The organism is Pseudomonas profundi (genome assembly GCF_008638305.1).
Taxonomy (GTDB): Bacteria; Pseudomonadota; Gammaproteobacteria; order Pseudomonadales; family Pseudomonadaceae; genus Halopseudomonas; species Halopseudomonas profundi.
In genome coordinates this window covers 45,262-64,317 of the sequence record NZ_VTPZ01000003.1, presented here as the reverse complement: position 1 = coordinate 64,317, position 19,056 = coordinate 45,262, and the positions used below count along the sequence as shown (strand labels likewise).

Below are 19,056 nucleotides of genomic sequence, written 5' to 3'. Positions count from 1 at the left end.
TAATCAAGCGCCAGGTTGTCGCATGATCCCTGGTAGATAGACTACAGCCCTCGATTTGGGTATGTTTCGGGACAATTTTGAATTTTGTACCCCGGATGGCAGCAATCCAGCGGTCAAGGGTTGTAAAATCAAGCAAATTTCAATCCTGATGAGGGTAGCGGAGAACTCATGGAAATTACCTCTTACAGCATGAATTGGCACTATCCGACAGCGGTAAAAGTCGGCGCCGGACGTATCAGCGAACTGGCCAAGAGCTGTGGTCAGCTGGGTATGAAAGCGCCGCTGCTGGTTACTGACCCCGGCCTGGCCGCACTGCCTATGATCGAGCAGGCCTTGCAGCAATGCCGCGACCACGGTCTGCGTCCCGGACTGTTCACCGGCGTAAAGGGCAACCCTACTGGCGGCAACGTGGCTGACGGTGTTGCGGCGCTTCACGAAGGTGAACATGATGGCGTGATCGCTTTCGGTGGCGGTTCCGCTATCGACGCAGCCAAGGCCATCGCTCTGATCGCAAACCAGAGCTGCACGCTTTGGGAAGCGCAGAACCCGGCTGTGGTCGATGTCAGCAAAATGCTGCCGCTGGTTGCCGTGCCGACTACCGCGGGCACCGGCTCGGAAGTAGGTCAGGCTGCGGTGATATCCGATGAGGAATCGCATAGCAAACGCATCATCTTCAACGCGCGCATGATGCCGCCGATCGTCATCCTTGACCCTGAACTGACCGTTGGTCTGCCGCCCAAACTCACTGCGGCGACCGGTATGGACGCGCTGGCCCACAACATCGAAGCCTTCTTCGCGCCAGTCTTTCATCCGATGGCCGAAGGTATCGCGCTGGAAGGTGTTCGCCTGATCAAGGAATTCCTGCCCCGCGCAACGGCTGACGGCTCGGACATCCATGCCCGTTTGCAGATGATGGTTGCCTCGAGTATGGGCGCCACGGCGTTCCAGCGCGGGCTGGGCGCGATTCATTCGGTATCGCATAGCGTAGGCGCGCTCTACGACAGTCACCACGGTTTGCTTAACGCAATCATGCTGCCCTACGTCATGGAGGCCAACCGGCCCGCCATTGAACAAGAGACTGTCCGTCTGGCGCGCTACCTGGGACTGGAACAGGCCAACTTTGACGGTGTGATGCAATGGATACTCGACCTGCGCAAGGAGCTGGACATCCCGCACACGCTGGCAGAGATCGGTGTTGACGACAGTCAGGCCGAACTGGTTGGCAAGATGTCAGCCAAGGATGTAACAGCTCGCACCAACGCTCGCCAGCTGGATGCAGCAGCGTATCAGAAGCTATTCCTCAACGCGGTCAACGGCACCGTTCAGGGCGTCTGACCCGCTAGGGTCTGTTGCCGTTTCGTCACGGCCGCGACGGGCCCCGTCCCTTCGGGTGGGGCCGCCTAGGTTGCCTGGCAAATGACCCCATGAGGCGTTGCGGACTGGGCAAGGGAACAACCATTTCCTGCGTCCCGCGCCTTGCGGATCGCCGCCCGGCCTGGCGCCATTTGACACAGCAACGCGGCTCGCGATGAAACGGCAACAGACCCTAGTCCCCCGCCTGTCGTCATGGCGGGCGGGGTGTTGTCACTTCTCCTCAGGCCGAACCCTCTGCCACGCGCTAAATTGCCTGAAATCCCCGCTGGTTGATTGGGGTTTGCCAGCACTCTGCGGTAAGCTGCGCAGGTTATCTGTTCAAAGAGAATCAACATGGCGAAAGTCTCGGTCCTGGTAGTCGACGACGCTCCGTTCATCCGTGACCTGGTGAAAAAGGCTCTGCGTAGTCATTTTCCCGGCGTGCAGGTCGAAGAGGCGGTCGATGGTCGCAAGGCCCAGCAGATCCTCAGTCGCGTGGGTTTCGATCTCATTCTATGCGACTGGGAGATGCCCGAGATGAATGGCCTCGAGTTGCTCCAGTGGTTCAGAGGGCAGCCGGACGCGGCGGCTATACCCTTTATCATGGTGACCAGTCGCGGCGACAAGGAAAACGTGGTCGAAGCCATACAGTCCGGGGTCAGCGACTACATCGGCAAACCATTCAGCAACGAGCAGTTGGTGGCCAAGGTGCGTAAGGCGCTGCACCGCGCTGGCAAGCTTGAACTACTGGAGGGGCGAAAGGCCCGGGCCAGTGTCGGTACGGCTCAGGACACCATTGCCAATCTTACCGGTGGGCACAAGCCCAGCTCGGCTCCGCCTGCCAGCGCAGCCACTCCGGTCTCTTCGGCGTTACCCGCTGAAACTGACAAACCCGTAGCCGGTCCGGTTGCCACGCAACCGGTGCGCGGCCAGGGACAATTGCGTTTACCGGGCCGGCAGTTGCCGTGCGTTATCAAGACGCTGAGTCTGCGCGATGCGCTGGTGGTGGTCCGGCGTGGTGAGCAGATGCCGCAGATATTCGAGAGCGGCGTGCTGGATCTTGAACAGGATAGTGACCGCTCGGTAGCGCGAATCAACGCCTATATCCATTCGGTGGCCTCGATGGAAGCGCGTATGGACTGCGAGTGGTTGAAGGTTACGCTACGTTTTGTCGACCAGGACCCGGAAAAGCTCGACTACCTGTCGCGGCTGATTGCTACCGGTAGCAGCCAACAGCATTACTCGCCGAGCGCCTGATCCATCGGAACCAGCCGTCTGGCGGGGAAATGGCAGATAAAACAGCTGCCCGTGCCTTCTTCACTGATAATTTCCAGCCGGGCCTGATGGCGCAGGAGCACGTGCTTGACGATCGCCAGACCCAGGCCGCTGCCCCCGGTGTGGCTGTTACGGCTTGAGTCGATGCGGTAAAAGCGTTCGGTCAGGCGCCCGATATGTTCCGGCGCAATACCCGGCCCGTCGTCGGTGACGCTCATATGGGCTCCCGCCCCGTCTGACCACCAGCGTATCTGTATCGCGCAACCGTCCGGGGTGTACTTCACTGCGTTGAATACCAGATTGGAAAAGGCGCTACGCAGTTCGCCGGCGATGCCGATGAGTGGCTGTTCGGTCTCGTTGGCCAGCGTTATGCGGTGCTGTCGTTCGCCGGAAAATGCCAGCGCATCGTCCCGGATACGCGTGAGCAGCAGATGCACCGATACCGGTTCTTCATCCAGGGTCGTGTCGGTGGTTTCCAGGCGCGACAGCAGTAACAGATCATTAAGCAGGGTGTGCATCCGCGAGGCCTGCGTTTGCATCTGTAACATGGCGCGCTTCCAGCGAGAGGCGAGTACGTCTTCGTTATCCAGCAGGGTTTCCAGATACCCGATCACTACGGTGAGCGGGGTGCGCAGCTCGTGGGATACGTTGGCGACGAAGTCCTTGCGCATCAGTTCGAGGTTATGCAAGCGGGTAATGTCGCGCACGATCATCAGGCGTTCACCCTGCCCGTAACGGGTAATGGCGAATTGCAGATGAGTATTCTTGCTGGTCGGCGAGTCGAGACTCAGTGGTTCGGAGTGCGAACCTGTCTCGTAATAGGTCACGAACCGCGGATCACGAATCAGACTGGTGACATGTTGCCCCTTGTCCGCCGGGTTACGCAATCCGAGTAGTCGATCGGCCGAGGCGTTCCACCATTGCAGGCGGCCCTGCCGATCTATCATGACGACTGCTTCGCTCAAGGCAGCAGTAGACGCCTGGATCTGGTCAATTATTTCTTGCAGCTTGTGTTGGCGCCGGGCTGCGCTTTGTCGCTGTCGATGGATCGTACTGAATATCTCGCCCCATATGCCGCGGGCATCGGGAAGATCTGCTGAGGGATTGTCGATCAGCCAGTTATGAAACCACAGCAGCTGGCGAAGAGTCCAGCTGACGTACACCACCAGACCAAACACCAGCGTCCAGGCCAGATGTCCGGTCAGCAGGCCTACCGGCAGACAGATCAGCGTGAGCCAGAACAATCTGACAAGTAAGGCCCGGGTCCAGCTGGTGGTCAATTCCGTCTCCGTGATGATTACGGCATCTGTCGCGCCGGTTAGCCGCTCCATGGTTGAGCCCTTCAGCCCTTGGTGGAGAACCGGTAGCCGGTTCCTCGGACTGTTTGCACGAGGTTTTCGTAGCGGCTTCCCAAAGCCTTGCGAAGGCGCCTGATATGAACATCTACGGTGCGTTCTTCAACATAGACATTGCCACCCCAGACCTGGTCAAGCAACTGGCCGCGGGTGTAGGCGCGCTCCTGATGCGTCATGAAGAACAGCAACAACCGGTATTCGGTGGGTCCGATCTCGCCAGGCTCGCCATCAATAGTAACGCGGTGGCTGACCGGGTCCAGACAGAGCCCGTCCACTTCCAGCGGTGTTTCAGCATCAGCGGGGCCTGCGCGGCGCAAAACCGCCTTCAGGCGCGCCACCAGTTCACGCGGGGAAAAGGGTTTGGTGATGTAATCGTCAGCGCCCACCTCAAGCCCCTGGATCTTGTTGTCTTCCTCGCCCTTGGCGGTGAGCATGATGATCGGGATATCTGCAGTCATTTCGTCGCGCTTGAGCCGGCGTGCCAGTTCGATACCGGTGGTGCCTGGAAGCATCCAGTCGAGCAGTATCAGGTCAGGCTTACGGTCGACGATGCTGGCATGGGCCTGTTGGGTGTTGTCTGCCTCCAGGCATTCATAGCCGGCCATTTCCAGAGCGACGGCAATCATCTCCCGGATAGGTGCTTCATCATCGACGATCAGTATCGTTTTTCCCTGCATGGTATCTACCGTCCCGTTGCGGATTGAAACATGCGTCGATTAGATAACATTTTTGTTGCAGTTGTATGACCGCAGAGCGAGCGCCGATCAGCCTAGCCAAAAATCCAGTGCCAGTCCGATAAACACCAGCATGCCGCTCCAGTGGTTGGACAGAAATGCAACGAAGCAGGCGTGCGGTTCGCGTTCGCGAATCAACCACTGCTGCCAGCCGAAGCTGACCAGCATCGCCAGCAGGCCGAGGTGGTAGTAAAGCCCAAGATCGAAGCGGGCACCTGCCAATAACAGGCAGATCAGGGTCAGCCCCTGCAGCAGGCCAATGATATGCCGGTCTGATTCGCCAAACAGAATGGCGGTCGATTTCACGCCAATACGCAGGTCATCTTCGCGGTCACAGATGGCGTACTCGGTATCGTATGCCACGGTCCACAGCAGGTTGGCGAGAAATATCAGCCACAGCGCACTCGGCAGGGCTTCGGCCTGGGCAGCAAAAGCCATGGGGATCGCCCAGGAGAAGGCAGCGCCGAGCACTACCTGAGGATAGAAAGTGAAGCGCTTACAGAATGGGTAAATGCTGGCGAGGAAAATGGCGCCGAAGGCCAGCAGTACAGTCATGCGGTTGGTCAGCAACACCAGTATGGCGCTGACCGCTACCAACGCCGCAAAGGTGATCAATGCCTCACGCGAACTGATGCGGCCGGTCGCCAATGGCCGCTGCGTGGTGCGCCGGACATGCCCGTCGATCTTGCGGTCGGCAAAGTCATTGATAACGCAGCCGGCGGCGCGCATGAAGATTACGCCGAGCACGAAGATGACCAGCACTGACCAGTCGGGAACCCCTTCGGCCGCAATCCACAATGCCCAGAGCGTCGGCCACAGAAGCAGATAGGTGCCGATGGGTCGGTCCATGCGCATCAGCTGGATGAAATCATTGGCCCGTGGGTGGACGCGGCCAAAAGGTCTGATCAACAAGCCAAGCAAAGCAGTTCTCCGTGCGACATGGGATTGGGATCAGCTGGCGGGCGGCCAGCCTTCTAGAAACACTTCACACACCAACAGCTGCAGGCGACCATCGCCGAAGCGTGAGCGGCGTGCCCAGCATCTTTCGCTGCGCCACGCCGACGGCAGCCACTCGGCGGGATAACGGCTGATTTCAATCGGCCCGCGGCTGATTCCCAGGCCGCCGCGAAAAAGCAAATCGCCGAGACTGCGGGTGCCCAGGTTGGTCAGGTCGCCCTTCCCTTCCGTCAGCGTGTGCATGGGCGCGACGCTGCGGGCAAATACGCGCGGTGCGCCAGCAGTATGCAGTAATACTTCACGCACCCACACCTGAGTGCCGGGCTCGAGACCCAGCGCGCAGGCTTCGTCTGCACGCGCGGGCTGCAGCGATTGCTCCAGCAGTTCAACCCTGAAATCGTTGTCGCCGGCTTCGGTCAGACGTTGGGTCAGCGACCCTTCGTTCTGCAGCCAATCCAGCAACATTCCGGCAGGTTTGCAGGGATGTCGGGCGGCGGAATGCCAGTCGGGAAGTCTCACGTGTCATAGCCGGATTGCAGATGGATAGTGCGGCAAGGTTATCACGAATGCCTCGTGCAGCGCGCCAGTGCCTGTGCTTGGCGTCCGCCGGCGAATCCGGTAGTGTCGACGCAGTTTTGGCTACCAAGGATCCGTGAATGAAAAAATGGCAATGTATCGTGTGTGGTTTTATCTATGACGAAGCCGAAGGCTGGCCGGACGACGGAATTGCGCCGGGAACTGCCTGGGAAGATGTGCCTGCCGACTGGCAATGCCCCGATTGCGGTGTGGGCAAGGAAGACTTCGAGATGATCTCGATCGGCTGATCTCTGTTCAAGGATTCATATAGTGTCTGATGCATCTCCGCTGGTTATCGTTGGTACCGGTTTGGCCGGCTATAACCTGGCAAAGGAATTTCGCAAGCTCGACAGTAGCCGTTCGCTGCTGTTGATTACCGCCGACGACGGTCGATTCTACTCCAAGCCGTTGTTGTCCACCGGCTTCGCCAAGGGCAAGGAGGCCGACGAGCTGGCCATGCAGGATGCCGCTACGATGGCTGCTCAGCTCGATGCTGAAATACTCGTACAAACCCGGGTCGACGCTATCGATCCGGCCACGCGGAGTCTGATGGTGGGTGAGCGGCGGATGCAATACAGCGATCTGGTCCTGGCTACCGGCGCTTTGGCCCGACAACTTCCAGGGGCCGAGGCGTTGGGCGAGCACGTACTGTCGATCAATGATCTGACTGACTATGCACGCTTTCGTCGGGCGCTTGTTAGCAAGCGCTCAGTGGCAATTATCGGCGCTGGCCTGATCGGCAGTGAGTTTGCCAATGATCTCGCAGCCGCCGGTCTCGACGTTCAGGTGATAGCACCGGACCGGACGTTGATGGCTGGACTGATCCCTACGCAGGTGGCTGAACCTGTCAGGGCTTCGCTGGAAGACCTGGGAGTAGGTTTCCATTTGAGCAAGGGTATCCAGCAGATGGACCTGACCGACGCGGGCGTGTGTATCACGCTGGAAGATGGCACCCGTGTAGAGGCCGAGCAAGCCCTGTCCGCCATTGGTCTTGTGCCCAACCGGGGGTTGGCTGAAGCCGCTGGGCTGGAGGTGGCCAAGGGCATCAGCGTCGATCGCCAGTTGCGGACGTCAGCCGAGCACATCTACGCGCTGGGTGACTGCGCGGAAGTGGCGTCCTTGAGCTTGATGTATGTGATGCCGTTGATGACCTGCGCGCGAGCGCTTGCAAAAACGCTGACGGGCAATCCGACCGAGATTAGCTATTCGGCCATGCCGATCATGGTAAAGACGCCGGCCTGTCCCCTGGTGGTTTCGCCGCCGCTCACCGCTACCGAAGGCGAGTGGACCGTCACCGGCGAAGGCTCGGACCAGCGTGCTCTGTTTCATGATTCGCAGGGCGTTTTACACGGCTATGCATTGACCGGCGCGGCTGTGAGGGAAAAGCTGCAATTGAACCGGGAACTCCCTGGCTGGTTAGTGTAGAAACGGTTTGCCCTGGCTCGCCCTGTCGAGCCAGTTCACTGTCGGCCAGAGGGCGAAGAATTCCAAGCCCCTTCTCAAAAGCCCCCATTCTGATTGTTGAGCAAAGGTGCCACCCAGAGCGGTTCAGCGCTCAGTGATTGCATCTTGCCTTCTGTTCTGAGCCAGTTTCCTTTTCGAAGTTTGCCCAAATAAGCGTCTCGTTCCGGGGACTACACGCCTTTTGTCGGAAAAAACCGCTCTCCTATCGCGGATGACTTCATCAGGGGCTGGCGCATAGCCGCTACTTCTGCGATGCTGATCTGGCTATGCGGTCCGTCCGAGAGGGGTTGGCTGCTGGCGCCGCTGCGAAGGACGCGGCGGAAAACAACAACAGATAACGAGGCTCTATATGCGTAAACCGGATCTCGCCGCGGCAATCGCCGACAAGGCTGACCTAAGCAAGGAACAGGCAAGCCGTGTACTCAATGCAGTTCTCGATGAAATCACCCAGGCACTGAGCAAGAAGGAAACTGTGACTCTGGTAGGTTTCGGAACCTTTCTGCAACGACATCGTGGCGCCCGTACAGGTAAAAACCCGCAAACAGGCGAACCTGTCCAGATCAAAGCCAGTAATACCGTCTCCTTCAAGCCAGGCAAAAGCCTCAAGGATTCGATCAATTAAGTGGTTGTCGGAGGCTGCGGTGTTATCACTGAGCCTCCGATCGCAGTACGCCTTCCTGAATCATTCCACGCCCATTGCCCCGATATCAGCCGTGCTGGTACACAGTGACCAGTTTGCGCAGCGCATCGCGCGCTTCAAGTACTTTGTCTGCCGCCTTGGCAGCGCTTTCTGCAGTCAGGCCTAGCCGCTCCAACAGAGCGGGCGGTATTGGCATTTCAGACCCGCTACCTATTCCTCTTTCGCTCAGTAGCGCCAGGCTAAGATAGGCCAGGTTGGCATACAGGTGCAAATTGCCCTGATAGTCCGGATCGTGTTGGTAGCGGATGGCGGTGGATATCTCGGCAGGCATATCCCAGTAACGCATCAGCCAACTGCCGATCTGGTCACGCGTCACGCCCAGCAGATGCTGGTCCACGAGATGCGGTGGAACATGCGGGTTGGCTTCGACATGCCGGCAAATCATCTTGAAGTGGGGCGGGAAGATATACGCCAGCACCAGATAACCGAAGTTATGCAGCAACCCTGCGAGATAGTTCAGACCCATTTCGGGACGTTTCGCAACGGGCATGGCCCGAGCAAGGCCATCAATCACAGCAGCGGTGTAAATCGCCTGTTCCCAATAGGGTGTGGTGCGTTCGGCTGAGTCTCTTGGTAGCGTGAAGGTCTTGCCCAGCGCAAGGCCCACCGCCAGGTTGATAACCAGGTCGAAACCCAGCACCCGGCTGATGGCGTCCTCCACCGAGCGGATTTTGCCGGGCGCGGCATAGAACGGCGACGATGCCCAGCTGACGACCTGCGCAGCCAGGCTCGGATCGGTTTCCACCACGTCGGCAAGCTCTTCGATGCTGGCGTCCGGGTTGACGCGCAGCTTCATGACCTTCTGCGCGGACTGCGGCAGCGGCGGAATTTCTATGGTTTCTTCCAGACGCTGACGCATGCGCAGGGCAGTGAAGTTGCGCACGGCATTACTAAGGTCCTGTTGGTCCTGCTCGGGGTCATCGGGCAAGCTGGCCAGGCTGCTCAGTGGCACGGAAAAACGGCCTGAGCTGGCCTTCGCCATCAGCACACGGGCGTCGGCCTGATCGAGTTCCAGGCACCAGCCTTGCAGGCCGCTATCCATCCACACCACAGGCTCATCTCCGAGGCTCTGCTCGAAGATCGCCGGTGAGTTGAACAGCATTGGCAGACCCGGCAGTTGACTCAGCTGGTGCTGGGTCAGCAGTCGCTGCAGGCGCTGATCACGCAATGGCTCAAGCTCGCGTCCGAGCAGTTCACCGACACGTTTAAGGTCGAGCAGATGATCGCGCGGGAATAGCGCCAGCACGCTCCCATCGCTGTCGGACAACAGGCAGGCCTGCACGCGGCGTGGGGTGACCTCTGTCTGCCCTGCCTGGCGTAACCGGTAACGTATTCCCTGTTGTTGCAGCTGCTTTTCAATCAGATCGGGCAGGCTGATGCCGTCGGTTTCAGTGGCCGAATGGGTATTCATGAATTGTCCTTTTTGCCGGTACCGCCCAGGGAGGCTTTGCGCTGATGGTAGCACGCAGGAACCGGTCGTGCTGTCGGGCCCAGGGTCTGTTGCAACAGATCCTGGGCCTTGACGCGACTAATTAGGGGTACCCATCAGACCTGGGCGAACTGTTGGCCGTGGGCGAGCCAACGATCAACCAGCGGCTGGACCTGCTGAGGGTGCTGGGTGGCGAGACTCTGCGCGGCACGTTGTACATGGGGTAGCAGGTCTGCGTCGCGGACCAGATCGGCAACGCGAAATTGCACCAGTCCGGTTTGTCGGGTGCCCAGCACTTCACCTGGCCCGCGCAGCTCAAGGTCCTTCTCGGCAATGACAAAGCCATCGGAGCTTTCGCGCATGATGCCAAGCCGTTCGCGACCCAGCGCCGACAGCGGGGCGTGGTAAAGCAATACGCAATGGCTTGCCGTACTGCCGCGCCCGACCCGTCCACGCAATTGATGCAACTGTGCTAGTCCCAGACGCTCGGGATTCTCGATAATCATCAGGCTGGCATTGGGCACATCTACCCCGACCTCGATCACCGTAGTGGCGACCAGCAGATGCAGATCGCCGCCCTTGAACGCAGCCATGATGTCGGCTTTTTCCGCCGCTTTCATACGACCATGGATCAAGCCGATCGACAGCTCCGGCAGGCTTTCGCAGAGCTCCGCCCAGGTTACCTCGGCGGCCTGGGCCTGCAACTGTTCGGACTCCTCGATCAGCGTGCACACCCAGTAGGCCTGGCGTCCCTGGGCGCAACCGGCACGCACACGCTCGACCACTTCTTCGCGGCGCGTGTCAGCGACCAGTACGGTGTTGATGGGTGTCCGCCCCGGCGGCAGTTCGTCAAGGACTGAGGTGTCCAGATCGGCATAAGCGCTCATCGCCAGGGTGCGGGGAATGGGCGTGGCGGTCATGATCAGCTGATGCGGAGAGAAGCGCCCCGCCGCGCCCTTGTCGCGCAACGCCAGCCGTTGCTGCACACCGAAGCGGTGCTGTTCGTCAATAATCGCCAGCCCCAGATTGTTGAAGCGCACTTCGGGCTGGAACAGCGCGTGGGTGCCCACCACCATGGCTGCATCACCTGTTGCGATAAGTTGAAGCTGATTAGCCCGCGCCTTGCCTTTGAGTTTCCCGGCCATCCATGCCACGGAAATGCCCAGCGGCGTAAACCAGCGCTGGAAATTGATGAAGTGCTGCTCGGCCAGAATCTCCGTAGGCGCCATGAGCGCGACCTGCCAGCCAGCTTCCAGGGCGTGCAGTGCAGTCAGAGCAGCGACCACCGTCTTGCCGGCGCCGACATCGCCCTGAACCAGTCGCAACATTGGTCGTGGCTGCTGCAGGTCGGCGATGACCTCACCGGAAACTCGCTGTTGTGCGCCGGTCAAGGGGAAGCCAAGCAGTCGCAGATAGTCCTGGGCCAACGCACCGCTGGCATGCATCGCTGGCGCCGCGCGCGAGCGGATTTCGGCGCGCAGACGCAGCATTACCAGCTGGTGTGCCATCAACTCTTCAAACGCCAGGCGATGTTGAGCCCAATGCCGCCCTTCCTCCAGGGCTTCCAGGTCGATATCCGGCGGCGGACGGTGCAGAGTGTGAATCGCCTCGCGCAACGGGGCGAGCCGATACTGCTGGCTGAACTCGACGGGCAGCAGATCAACCAGGCTGTTGCCCTGGTCCAGCCACTGCAAAGCGGCCTCACTGAGATTGCGTAACCGCTGCTGTGACAAGCCTTCGGTTGCCGGGTAGATAGGCGTCAGGGTCTGTTCGACGGGCGCGGACTGAGCGCTGTCGAGGCTGGACATTTCTGGATGATAGATTTCCAGCCCTGACGCGCCGGGGCGCACTTCGCCATAGCAGCGCCAGTGGCTGCCACGTTGCAGGTTGCTCTTCAACGCACCTGAGAAGTAGTAGAATCGCAGACTGATGGTGCCGCTGCCGTCCTGCAGCCGAACCAGCAAACTCTTGCGCCGCCCCATGACGACATCCGCACCGGCTACCACGCCTTCTATAACCGCATCCATGCCCGGGCGAAGCGCGCCGATCGGCGTTACGCGGGTGCGATCCTGATACCGCAGCGGCAGGTGAAAGAGTATGTCCTGAACACTTTTCAGTCCGAGCCGCTCGAGCTTCTCGGCTACCGCCGGCCCGATCCCCTTGAGGACGGTGAGCGAGGTACGTTCCGGCGCCGAGAGCATTGGTTACTCGGCGTCCCTGGTCACTGGCTTGACCGAGCACAGGCGAATCGAGTCGCTCAGCAGTTCCACTGCCTTGGGTCGCGGGAAACTGGCGCGCCAGGCCACCGCAACCGTGCGGTAGGGTGCAGGCGTGGTGAAGTTCTTGGTGACCAGCAGGTCGGAGCTGTAGTAGCGGTCATCGGCGGCGGACATCGGCAGCACCGTCATGCCGATGCCCGAGGCGACCATGTGCCGGATGGTTTCCAGCGAGCTGGATTCCACCGTGGTGTGGCGATGCTGTTCTTCACCCTTGCGGATGGTCGGACAAGCCTCGAGCACCTGGTCGCGGAAACAATGGCCTTCACCCAGTAGCAGCAGCTTGTCATCATCGAGCTCATGGAGATCGACCTTGTCGCGCTTGGCCCAGGGGTGCGAGGCGGGCACCAGTAAGCTGAATGGCTCGTCGTAGAGTGGCCGGGTCAACACATCCGGCTCACTGAAGGGCAGGGCGACGATGATCGCATCCAGCTCGCCGTTGCGCAGTTTGTCACGCAGGATGTGGGTGAAATTTTCCTCGATATACAGCGGCATTTCCGGTGCAACGCGATGCAGCTGCGGCACCAGATGCGGGAACAGGTAGGGCCCGATGGTATAGATCGCGCCGACCTTCAGTGGCGTGGAAATCTGATTCTTTCCTGCACTGGCCAACTCGCGAATGGTCAGCGCCTCCTCGAGCACCTTTTGTGCCTGGGAGACGATGCGCTCACCGATGGGCGTTACCCGTACCGCGCTCTTGCTGCGTTCGAAAATCATCACGCCTAGCTCGTCTTCAAGCTTTTTGACGCCTACGCTCAGGGTAGGCTGCGAAACATGGCACCGTTCAGCCGCGTGGCCGAAATGCTGTTCCTGGGCAAGGGTCACGATGTAGCGCAGCTCGGTAAGAGTCATGGCGGTATACTGGGCCTCAATAGATAGACCGGCCCAGCATAACGGGTTGATCGATAGAGGAAAACAATCAGAATGAAACAGGTGGTTATAGCGGGTTGTGGTGATGTGGGTACGGCTCTGGGTGAGCGTTTGAGCGCGCGGGGCTGGAAGGTATTCGGGTTACGGCGTAACACCTCGAATCTGCCCGACAACATCGAGCCCATCGCGGCCGATCTTACTCAGCCCGACAAGCCGGACGGCTGGCCGGACAAGATCGATTACCTGGTGTATTGCCCGGCAGCCGGCAAGCGTGACCCTGAGCTTTACCGCAAACTGTACGTTGAGGGCCTGGAGCATGTGCTGGCCTGGGCCCGCTCCGGGCGCAAAAAGCCACAATTTCTTCTGCAGGTGTCAAGCACCGGGGTATACGGTCAGTCAGACGGGGAGTGGGTGACGGAGAACAGTCCGGCGCTGGCCGAATCGCCTACCTCACGGATTCTTGTCGAAGCCGAGGACGTTGCCCTGCGCGGTGGTATCCCCTCCGCCGTGGTGCGCCTGGCCGGTATCTACGGCCCGGGTCGCAACCGCTTGATCGAACAGGTGCGCGCTGGGCTGTGTGTGCCGGTCGAACCACCGCAGTACACCAACCGCATACATAGGGATGACGCTGCAGCGCTGCTGGAGCACTTGCTGCAACAGGCCGAGCAGGATGAACTGCTGGCGCCCTGTTACCTGGGCGTGGATGACGAACCCGCGCCGATGCACGAAGTGGCTGCCTGGTTGGCCGAGCAGCTTGGCGTGCAATTACTTGACGAAGGCCCGACCAGTGGGCGGACCGGAAGCAAGCGCTGCAGCAATGCGCTGGCGCGTGAAAGTGGTTGGGAGCCGCAGTATCCGAGTTATCGCGAAGGCTATGCCCGGATGTTGAAGGACGCATAGCACAGCATTGAGCGATCCGGGATTCGAGTTGTCTTACTAAGGGTCTGAAAGCTTCAACCCACCAGGAGTCAACTATGAACAAGACCGCATCAGCGCATTGGGAAGGTAGTCTCAAGGAAGGTAAAGGCACTCTGTCCACCGAGAGCGGTGCCCTCGAATACAGTCCTTACGGATTCAACACGCGATTCGAAGACGGGCCGGGAACCAACCCGGAAGAGCTGATTGGCGCCGCCCATGCAGGATGCTTTTCCATGGCCTTTTCCATGCTTCTGGGCGAAGCAGGGTTTACCCCCGAAAAAATCGCCACCAATGCCTCGGTGACATTGGAGAAGCTCGAAGAAGGCTATGCCATTACCGCGGTTCGCCTTGATCTTCAGGCGCGGATCCCCGGTATTGAACAGGCGCAATTCGAGGAAATAGCCGAGAAGGCCAAAGCGGGCTGCCCGGTTTCCAAAGTGCTCAACGCTGAAATCACGCTGGAAAAAAGCCTCGACGATTGAGGCTGTATGCCGGAACGAAAAGAGGCGCCCCCAGGCGCCTCGATTCGTTCAGCTGCATGTCCGGCTGGATCTTCAGCCGACGACCATGATGCCATCCATTTCCACCGGCACGCCCTTGGGTAGCGCGGCGACGCCGATCGCTGCGCGCGCAGGATAGGGCTTCTGAAAGTAACGGGACATGACTTCATTGACCAGGCCGAAGTGGCTCAGGTCAGTCAGGAAGATGTTCAGCTTGACAATATCCTGCAGCTTGCCGCCGGAGGCTTCAGCAACAGCTGTCAGATTGTCGAAGACCTGGCAGATTTGCTGTTCCATGCCTTCAACCACTTCCATAGTGGCTGGGTCGAGCGGGATCTGGCCTGACAGATAGACGGTGTTGCCTACCTTGATGGCCTGGGAGTAGGGACCAATAGCCGCAGGGGCATTGTCACTGGTGATGACTTGCTTGTTCATGAGTGCTCCAGAATTCAGTTTTTCATTCGGGTAATGCGCAGGACGCCGCTTTGTGCGCGGATGCGCTTGATAAGTTGTGACAGGTGCAGGCGATCGCGGACCCGGATGACCAGTTGCACTACGCTGGTTCGGCCGTCGCGCTCGTCGACGCTGATCTTGTCGATGCTCGCGTCAGCCATGGCAATGCCGGTGGCAAGCTGGGCGATAATGCCGCGTTGATGTTCCAGCTCGACGCGCAGTTCGACGGTAAATTCGCCGGTGACGTCCTTGTCCCAGGTGAGATGCAGAATCTTTTCATCGCTGTGGCGGTTGTCTGCCAGATTCCGACAGTTGGCCTGGTGAATCACCATACCCTTGCCGGATGACAAAAAGCCGACGATCGGATCGCCGGGGATCGGGTTGCAGCAACGCGCGAAACTGACGACCAAGCCTTCGGTACCGCGTATGGCCAGTGGCAACTCGCTGATATTCGACGTTTCCTGGGATTCAGCAGCTGCATTTTCCACACTGGAGGTAGCTTCGCTGGCAATCAGCCGGCGGGCGACAACATAGGCCATCCGGTTGCCCAGACCTATATCGGCCAAGAGGTCGTCCAGAGTCGGCATGCGCGAATCCTTCAGCACCTGGGCGATCCTGGCCTCGGAGATATCTTCGAGTCTGGTATTGAAGCTGGCCAGGACCTTGTCGAGCAACCGCTCACCCAGCACGATGGATTCGGAATGCCGCTGATGCTTGAGGAAGTGCCGGATATTGCCACGCGCCTTGCCGGTAATTACAAAACTCAGCCAGGCGGGGTTGGGGCGTGCACCCGCTGCGGTAATGATCTCTACCGTCTGCCCGCTCTGCAGCGGTTCGGACAGCGGTGCCAGCCGGCGGTTGACCCGGCAGGCGATACAGCTATTGCCCACATCGGTATGCACGGCGTAGGCGAAATCAACCGGCGTCGCGCCCTTGGGCAATTCCATGATCCGGCCCTTGGGCGTGAAGATATAGACCTCATCGGGGAACAGGTCGATTTTGACGTTCTCGATGAATTCCAGCGAATTACCGGCGCGTTGTTGCAGCTCGAGTACGCCCTTGAGCCACTGACGGGTACGGGCGTGGTTGCCGTTGATCACTTCATCGTTGGACTTGTAGACCCAGTGCGCAGCGATCCCATTGTTGGCGAGCTCTTCCATTTCCTCGGTACGGATCTGGATTTCAATCGGTACGCCATGCAGACCGAACAGGGTGGTGTGCAAGGACTGATAGCCATTGGATTTGGGAATCGCAATGTAATCCTTGAAACGGCCCGGGAACGGCTTGTACAGACTGTGCACGGCGCCCAGTACGCGATAACAGGTGTCCGGTTTGTCGACGATGATCCGGAAGGCATAGACGTCCATGATCTCGTTGAACGCTTTGCGCTTGCCGCGCATCTTCTGGTAGATGCCGTACAGATGCTTCTCGCGGCCCATTACCTTGCCGGGCAAACCTTCTCGCTCAAGACATTCCTGCAGGGTACCGAGGATCTTGCCCAGCAGCTCCTTGCGGTGGCCGCGTGCGCTGCGCACAGCGCGGTCAATCATCCGCGAGCGCATCGGATGCATGGCCTTGAAGCCCAGATCTTCAAACTCGGTACTGAGGCTGTGCATGCCCAGGCGATTGGCGATCGGCGCGTAGATCTCCAGCGTTTCCTTGGCGATCCGCCGGCGCTTCTCTCCGGACAGGGCGCCCAGGGTGCGCATGTTGTGCAAGCGATCGGCAAGCTTGACCAGAATCACGCGGATATCGCGCGCCATGGCCAGGGCCATCTTCTGGAAATTTTCCGCCTGGGCCTCGGCCTTGGTCTCGAAGGTCATCTGGGTCAGCTTGCTGACCCCGTCGACCAGTTCGGCCACGGTGTCGCCGAACTGGCTGACCAGTGCATTCTTGGGGATGCCGGTATCTTCGATAACGTCGTGCAGCATGGCTGCCATGAGACTCTGATGGTCCATGTGCATGCTGGCGAGAATATGGGCTACGGCTAGCGGGTGGGTGACGTACGGCTCGCCACTGCGGCGGGTCTGGCCGTCATGGGCCTGCTCGGCATAGAAATAGGCGCGCCGGACCAGGTTGACCTGGTCCGGCTCAAGATAGCTTCCGAGTGATTCTGCAAAGACTTCTATACCGGACATGTATATCTCCTGCACCCGGCCGAGCGGGCACGAACGTCAGAAATGCATGTCCTTCGCAAGGGCGTTACTCCGCCAAATCGGATTCCAGCGAGTACAGCGGTTCCTGCTGATCCTGAATCGCTTCCTGGGCAAGAATTTCATAGGTGACCAGGCCTTCAGCGATTTCACGCAGCGCGAGCACTGTGGGCTTGTCGTTTTCCAGCGGAACCTTGGGCTCCTTGCCGCCAGTGGCAATCTGGCGTGAACGCTTGGTAGCCAGCATGACCAGCTCAAAACGGTTCTCTACATTTTCAAGGCAGTCTTCAACGGTAACGCGGGCCATGTGTACTCCGGAGCAACTAAAAAAGAAACGGACGCGTACCGAACAGGGACGCGGGACCTGACAGTCTACTTAACTGCTGGTGCTTCTGACAAGAGCGCAGCGAGCAGGCCGGAATGCCGGGTCTGCTGGAATGGCAGGCTGAGACGGCCAGATCGCAGGATGGCCTTCAGATCGTCGAGTGCATCCTGGAAACGATCATTGATGACGACATAGTCATATTCCACATAATGGCTCATTTCCTCAACAGCCTGCTGCATGCGGCGGTCGATCACGCTTTCTTCATCCTGCTGCCGGTTGTTCAGGCGCTCACGCAGATCTTGCAGCGAGGGGGGGACGATGAATATCGAGCGCGCCTGGGGCAACTTGCGACGCACCTGCTGCGCGCCTTGCCAGTCAATCTCCAGAATCAGATCAAATCCCGCCGACAGCGTGTTTTCCACCGTACTTTGCGACGTGCCGTACAGATTGCCAAACACTTCCGCGTGCTCGAGAAAATCAGCGTGTTCCACGCGCTCGATGAACTGTTCCCGGCTGACAAAATGATAATTCACCCCATCCACCTCACCGGGGCGCGGTGCGCGTGTGGTGTGCGAAACAGAAACGCGCAGGCTGTCTATCTGATCGATCAGCGACTTTACCAGGCTGGTCTTGCCCGCGCCGGATGGAGCGGAAATGATGTAAAGGGTGCCTGTGGCTGGGGTCATTTGCGTGTCCTGCGTGTACGGCGGAGCGAATTGGCCTGTGATTATAGGATTATTCGCTAGCCCCGTCATGACGGTTTTCCTTGCCGGTCAGGCTGCATCACGCGGCCGTACCCTCGGCGTAACGGGTTCAGGGGGGAGACGAGGCGAATTGTTCTGCAAGATAATCGATCATTACCCGGACTTTGGCCGGAGGCCGGCGATCGGGCGGGAAAAGCACATGGATCCCGCCAAGCTCGATGACTGGCTGATCCAGCTCCAGGGCAATCAGCTCGCCGCGAGCCAGTGCCTCACCGACGATGAAATGCGGCTGGTAGATGATTCCCTGCCCGCCGACAGCGGCTGCCAATAGAGCATCGCCATTGTTAGCTAGCAGGTTGCCGGTGATGGGCACCCGTATTTCGCCCTTGCTGCCGAACGCCCAGGATTGGCTGCCTTGCATTGCTGACAGGGTGTAACTCAGGCAATTGTGCTGGGCCAATTCTGCAACGCGGCGCGGTGCGCCCCTTTGCGCCAGATACACTGGCGCAGCGCAGAGCAGCATGGCGCTGTCGCCAAGCTTTCGTGCTTGTAGCGGGCTGTCGGCGAGACGACCAATCCGCACGGCAAGATCCCAGCCGCCGGTAATCAGATCCAGCTGAGCATCGCTCAGGCCCAGTTCAACGGTCACTTCGGGATGCCGGCGGCTGAATTCAGGAATCAACGGAGCGACGAAGCGTGCACCAAAGGACAGCGGGACATTCAGGCGAAGCAGACCGCTTGCCCTGGTGCGTAGTGAAGCGGCTTCGGCTTCGGCTTCTTCTATATCGGGCAGAATGCGCTGGCAGGCATCCAGATAATTACTGCCTGCTTCGGTGAGGCTGAGCCGCCGCGTGCTGCGGTGGAAGAGTTTGACGCCGAGTCGCGCTTCCAACGCATCGACATGTTTGGTCGCCATGGCGGGGGACATGCTCAGATGGCGCGCCGCTGCTGACAGGCTACCTGCGCTGGCGGCTCGCACGAAAACCCGCATACCGGTAATCCGATCCAGCATTT

At 59.5% G+C, this 19,056-nt stretch carries 19 protein-coding genes; 7 read left to right on the top strand and 12 right to left on the bottom strand.

Annotation, left to right across the window (positions count from 1 at the left end; all coding sequences use genetic code 11):
- Positions 1-168 precede the first annotated feature (168 nt).
- Positions 169-1,335 (top strand): iron-containing alcohol dehydrogenase, encoded by a 1,167-nt coding sequence (locus FZE95_RS05350; RefSeq protein ID WP_178100939.1) that lies wholly within the window; start codon positions 169-171, stop codon positions 1,333-1,335.
- A 372-nt stretch (positions 1,336-1,707) separates the two neighbouring features.
- Complete coding sequence (locus tag FZE95_RS05345) at positions 1,708-2,610, top strand: response regulator (protein WP_150299815.1); 903 nt, start codon at positions 1,708-1,710, stop codon at positions 2,608-2,610.
- On the opposite strand, the gene phoR is transcribed toward FZE95_RS05345, so the two are convergent.
- The 4 genes from phoR to FZE95_RS05325 all read right to left on the bottom strand — a co-directional run bounded on the left by phoR (position 2,592) and on the right by FZE95_RS05325 (position 6,193).
- Positions 2,592-3,908, bottom strand: coding sequence for a phosphate regulon sensor histidine kinase PhoR (phoR, locus tag FZE95_RS05340; RefSeq protein ID WP_397387104.1), 1,317 nt, complete (start codon positions 3,906-3,908; stop codon positions 2,592-2,594). The two genes, FZE95_RS05345 and phoR, sit on opposite strands and share 19 nt — an antisense overlap.
- 62 nt (positions 3,909-3,970) lie before the next feature.
- Positions 3,971-4,660 (bottom strand): phosphate regulon transcriptional regulator PhoB, encoded by a 690-nt coding sequence (gene phoB, locus FZE95_RS05335; RefSeq protein WP_150299813.1) that lies wholly within the window; start codon positions 4,658-4,660, stop codon positions 3,971-3,973.
- Between the two features lie 87 nt (positions 4,661-4,747).
- Complete coding sequence (ubiA, locus tag FZE95_RS05330; protein WP_150299812.1) at positions 4,748-5,638, bottom strand: 4-hydroxybenzoate octaprenyltransferase; 891 nt, start codon at positions 5,636-5,638, stop codon at positions 4,748-4,750.
- Positions 5,639-5,668: 30 nt separating this feature from the next.
- Complete coding sequence (locus FZE95_RS05325) at positions 5,669-6,193, bottom strand: chorismate--pyruvate lyase family protein (RefSeq protein WP_371923524.1); 525 nt, start codon at positions 6,191-6,193, stop codon at positions 5,669-5,671.
- A gap of 137 nt (positions 6,194-6,330) precedes the next feature.
- Here FZE95_RS05325 and FZE95_RS05320 point away from each other — a divergent pair, with 137 nt between their 5' ends.
- The 3 genes from FZE95_RS05320 to FZE95_RS05310 all read left to right on the top strand — a co-directional run bounded on the left by FZE95_RS05320 (position 6,331) and on the right by FZE95_RS05310 (position 8,336).
- Positions 6,331-6,498: a rubredoxin gene (locus FZE95_RS05320; RefSeq protein ID WP_150299811.1), complete on the top strand. Its 168-nt coding sequence runs from the start codon at positions 6,331-6,333 to the stop codon at positions 6,496-6,498.
- Positions 6,499-6,520: 22 nt separating this feature from the next.
- A complete protein-coding gene (locus FZE95_RS05315; protein ID WP_150299810.1) occupies positions 6,521-7,675 on the top strand; it encodes an NAD(P)/FAD-dependent oxidoreductase in 1,155 nt (384 codons plus the stop codon).
- 388 nt (positions 7,676-8,063) lie between these two features.
- Positions 8,064-8,336 (top strand): HU family DNA-binding protein, encoded by a 273-nt coding sequence (locus FZE95_RS05310; RefSeq protein WP_150299809.1) that lies wholly within the window; start codon positions 8,064-8,066, stop codon positions 8,334-8,336.
- A gap of 85 nt (positions 8,337-8,421) precedes the next feature.
- Here the strand turns inward: FZE95_RS05310 and FZE95_RS05305 are convergent, their stop codons facing one another.
- From FZE95_RS05305 to FZE95_RS05295, 3 genes are all read right to left on the bottom strand, one after another.
- A complete protein-coding gene (locus FZE95_RS05305) occupies positions 8,422-9,825 on the bottom strand; it encodes an aminoacyl-tRNA deacylase and HDOD domain-containing protein (RefSeq protein WP_150299808.1) in 1,404 nt (467 codons plus the stop codon).
- Between the two features lie 134 nt (positions 9,826-9,959).
- Positions 9,960-12,044 carry an ATP-dependent DNA helicase RecG gene (gene recG / locus FZE95_RS05300; RefSeq protein WP_150299807.1) on the bottom strand — a complete coding sequence of 695 codons (2,085 nt, stop codon included), beginning with the start codon at positions 12,042-12,044 and terminating at the stop codon, positions 9,960-9,962.
- Positions 12,045-12,047: 3 nt separating this feature from the next.
- On the bottom strand, positions 12,048-12,971 hold the full coding sequence (locus FZE95_RS05295) for a hydrogen peroxide-inducible genes activator (protein WP_150299806.1): 924 nt from the start codon (positions 12,969-12,971) through the stop codon (positions 12,048-12,050).
- Between the two features lie 72 nt (positions 12,972-13,043).
- Here FZE95_RS05295 and FZE95_RS05290 point away from each other — a divergent pair, with 72 nt between their 5' ends.
- Positions 13,044-13,889 (top strand): SDR family oxidoreductase, encoded by an 846-nt coding sequence (locus FZE95_RS05290; protein ID WP_150299805.1) that lies wholly within the window; start codon positions 13,044-13,046, stop codon positions 13,887-13,889.
- A 74-nt stretch (positions 13,890-13,963) separates the two neighbouring features.
- Positions 13,964-14,389, top strand: a complete 426-nt coding sequence (locus FZE95_RS05285) for an OsmC family protein (RefSeq protein ID WP_150299804.1) — start codon at positions 13,964-13,966, stop codon at positions 14,387-14,389.
- A 72-nt stretch (positions 14,390-14,461) separates the two neighbouring features.
- Here the strand turns inward: FZE95_RS05285 and FZE95_RS05280 are convergent, their stop codons facing one another.
- The 5 genes from FZE95_RS05280 to FZE95_RS05260 form a co-directional block, all read right to left on the bottom strand.
- Entirely contained in the window at positions 14,462-14,842 is a 381-nt protein-coding gene (locus FZE95_RS05280) for a RidA family protein (RefSeq protein WP_150299803.1), read from the bottom strand.
- A gap of 14 nt (positions 14,843-14,856) precedes the next feature.
- A complete protein-coding gene (gene spoT / locus FZE95_RS05275) occupies positions 14,857-16,998 on the bottom strand; it encodes a bifunctional GTP diphosphokinase/guanosine-3',5'-bis pyrophosphate 3'-pyrophosphohydrolase (protein ID WP_150299802.1) in 2,142 nt (713 codons plus the stop codon).
- 64 nt (positions 16,999-17,062) lie between these two features.
- Positions 17,063-17,320 (bottom strand): DNA-directed RNA polymerase subunit omega, encoded by a 258-nt coding sequence (rpoZ, locus tag FZE95_RS05270; RefSeq protein WP_150299801.1) that lies wholly within the window; start codon positions 17,318-17,320, stop codon positions 17,063-17,065.
- Positions 17,321-17,385: 65 nt separating this feature from the next.
- A complete protein-coding gene (gene gmk / locus FZE95_RS05265; RefSeq protein ID WP_150299800.1) occupies positions 17,386-18,024 on the bottom strand; it encodes a guanylate kinase in 639 nt (212 codons plus the stop codon).
- A 127-nt stretch (positions 18,025-18,151) separates the two neighbouring features.
- Positions 18,152-19,054, bottom strand: coding sequence for a LysR family transcriptional regulator (locus FZE95_RS05260; protein ID WP_150299799.1), 903 nt, complete (start codon positions 19,052-19,054; stop codon positions 18,152-18,154).
- Positions 19,055-19,056: the final 2 nt, after the last annotated feature.

Excerpts from the sequence above, each read along its gene's own strand:
- phoB (WP_150299813.1), bottom strand. The coding sequence starts at position 4,660 with ATGCAGGGAAAAACGATACTGATCGTCGATGATGAAGCACCTATCCGG.
- FZE95_RS05345 (WP_150299815.1), top strand. The coding sequence starts at position 1,708 with ATGGCGAAAGTCTCGGTCCTGGTAGTCGACGACGCTCCGTTCATCCGT.
- FZE95_RS05310 (WP_150299809.1), top strand. The coding sequence starts at position 8,064 with ATGCGTAAACCGGATCTCGCCGCGGCAATCGCCGACAAGGCTGACCTA.
- spoT (WP_150299802.1), bottom strand. The coding sequence starts at position 16,998 with ATGTCCGGTATAGAAGTCTTTGCAGAATCACTCGGAAGCTATCTTGAG.
- FZE95_RS05280 (WP_150299803.1), bottom strand. The coding sequence starts at position 14,842 with ATGAACAAGCAAGTCATCACCAGTGACAATGCCCCTGCGGCTATTGGT.
- gmk (WP_150299800.1), bottom strand. The coding sequence starts at position 18,024 with ATGACCCCAGCCACAGGCACCCTTTACATCATTTCCGCTCCATCCGGC.
- FZE95_RS05285 (WP_150299804.1), top strand. The coding sequence starts at position 13,964 with ATGAACAAGACCGCATCAGCGCATTGGGAAGGTAGTCTCAAGGAAGGT.
- FZE95_RS05290 (WP_150299805.1), top strand. The coding sequence starts at position 13,044 with ATGAAACAGGTGGTTATAGCGGGTTGTGGTGATGTGGGTACGGCTCTG.
- FZE95_RS05260 (WP_150299799.1), bottom strand. The coding sequence starts at position 19,054 with ATGCTGGATCGGATTACCGGTATGCGGGTTTTCGTGCGAGCCGCCAGC.
- recG (WP_150299807.1), bottom strand. The coding sequence starts at position 12,044 with ATGCTCTCGGCGCCGGAACGTACCTCGCTCACCGTCCTCAAGGGGATC.
- FZE95_RS05295 (WP_150299806.1), bottom strand. The coding sequence starts at position 12,971 with ATGACTCTTACCGAGCTGCGCTACATCGTGACCCTTGCCCAGGAACAG.
- FZE95_RS05305 (WP_150299808.1), bottom strand. The coding sequence starts at position 9,825 with ATGAATACCCATTCGGCCACTGAAACCGACGGCATCAGCCTGCCCGAT.
- FZE95_RS05350 (WP_178100939.1), top strand. The coding sequence starts at position 169 with ATGGAAATTACCTCTTACAGCATGAATTGGCACTATCCGACAGCGGTA.
- rpoZ (WP_150299801.1), bottom strand. The coding sequence starts at position 17,320 with ATGGCCCGCGTTACCGTTGAAGACTGCCTTGAAAATGTAGAGAACCGT.
- FZE95_RS05320 (WP_150299811.1), top strand. The coding sequence starts at position 6,331 with ATGAAAAAATGGCAATGTATCGTGTGTGGTTTTATCTATGACGAAGCC.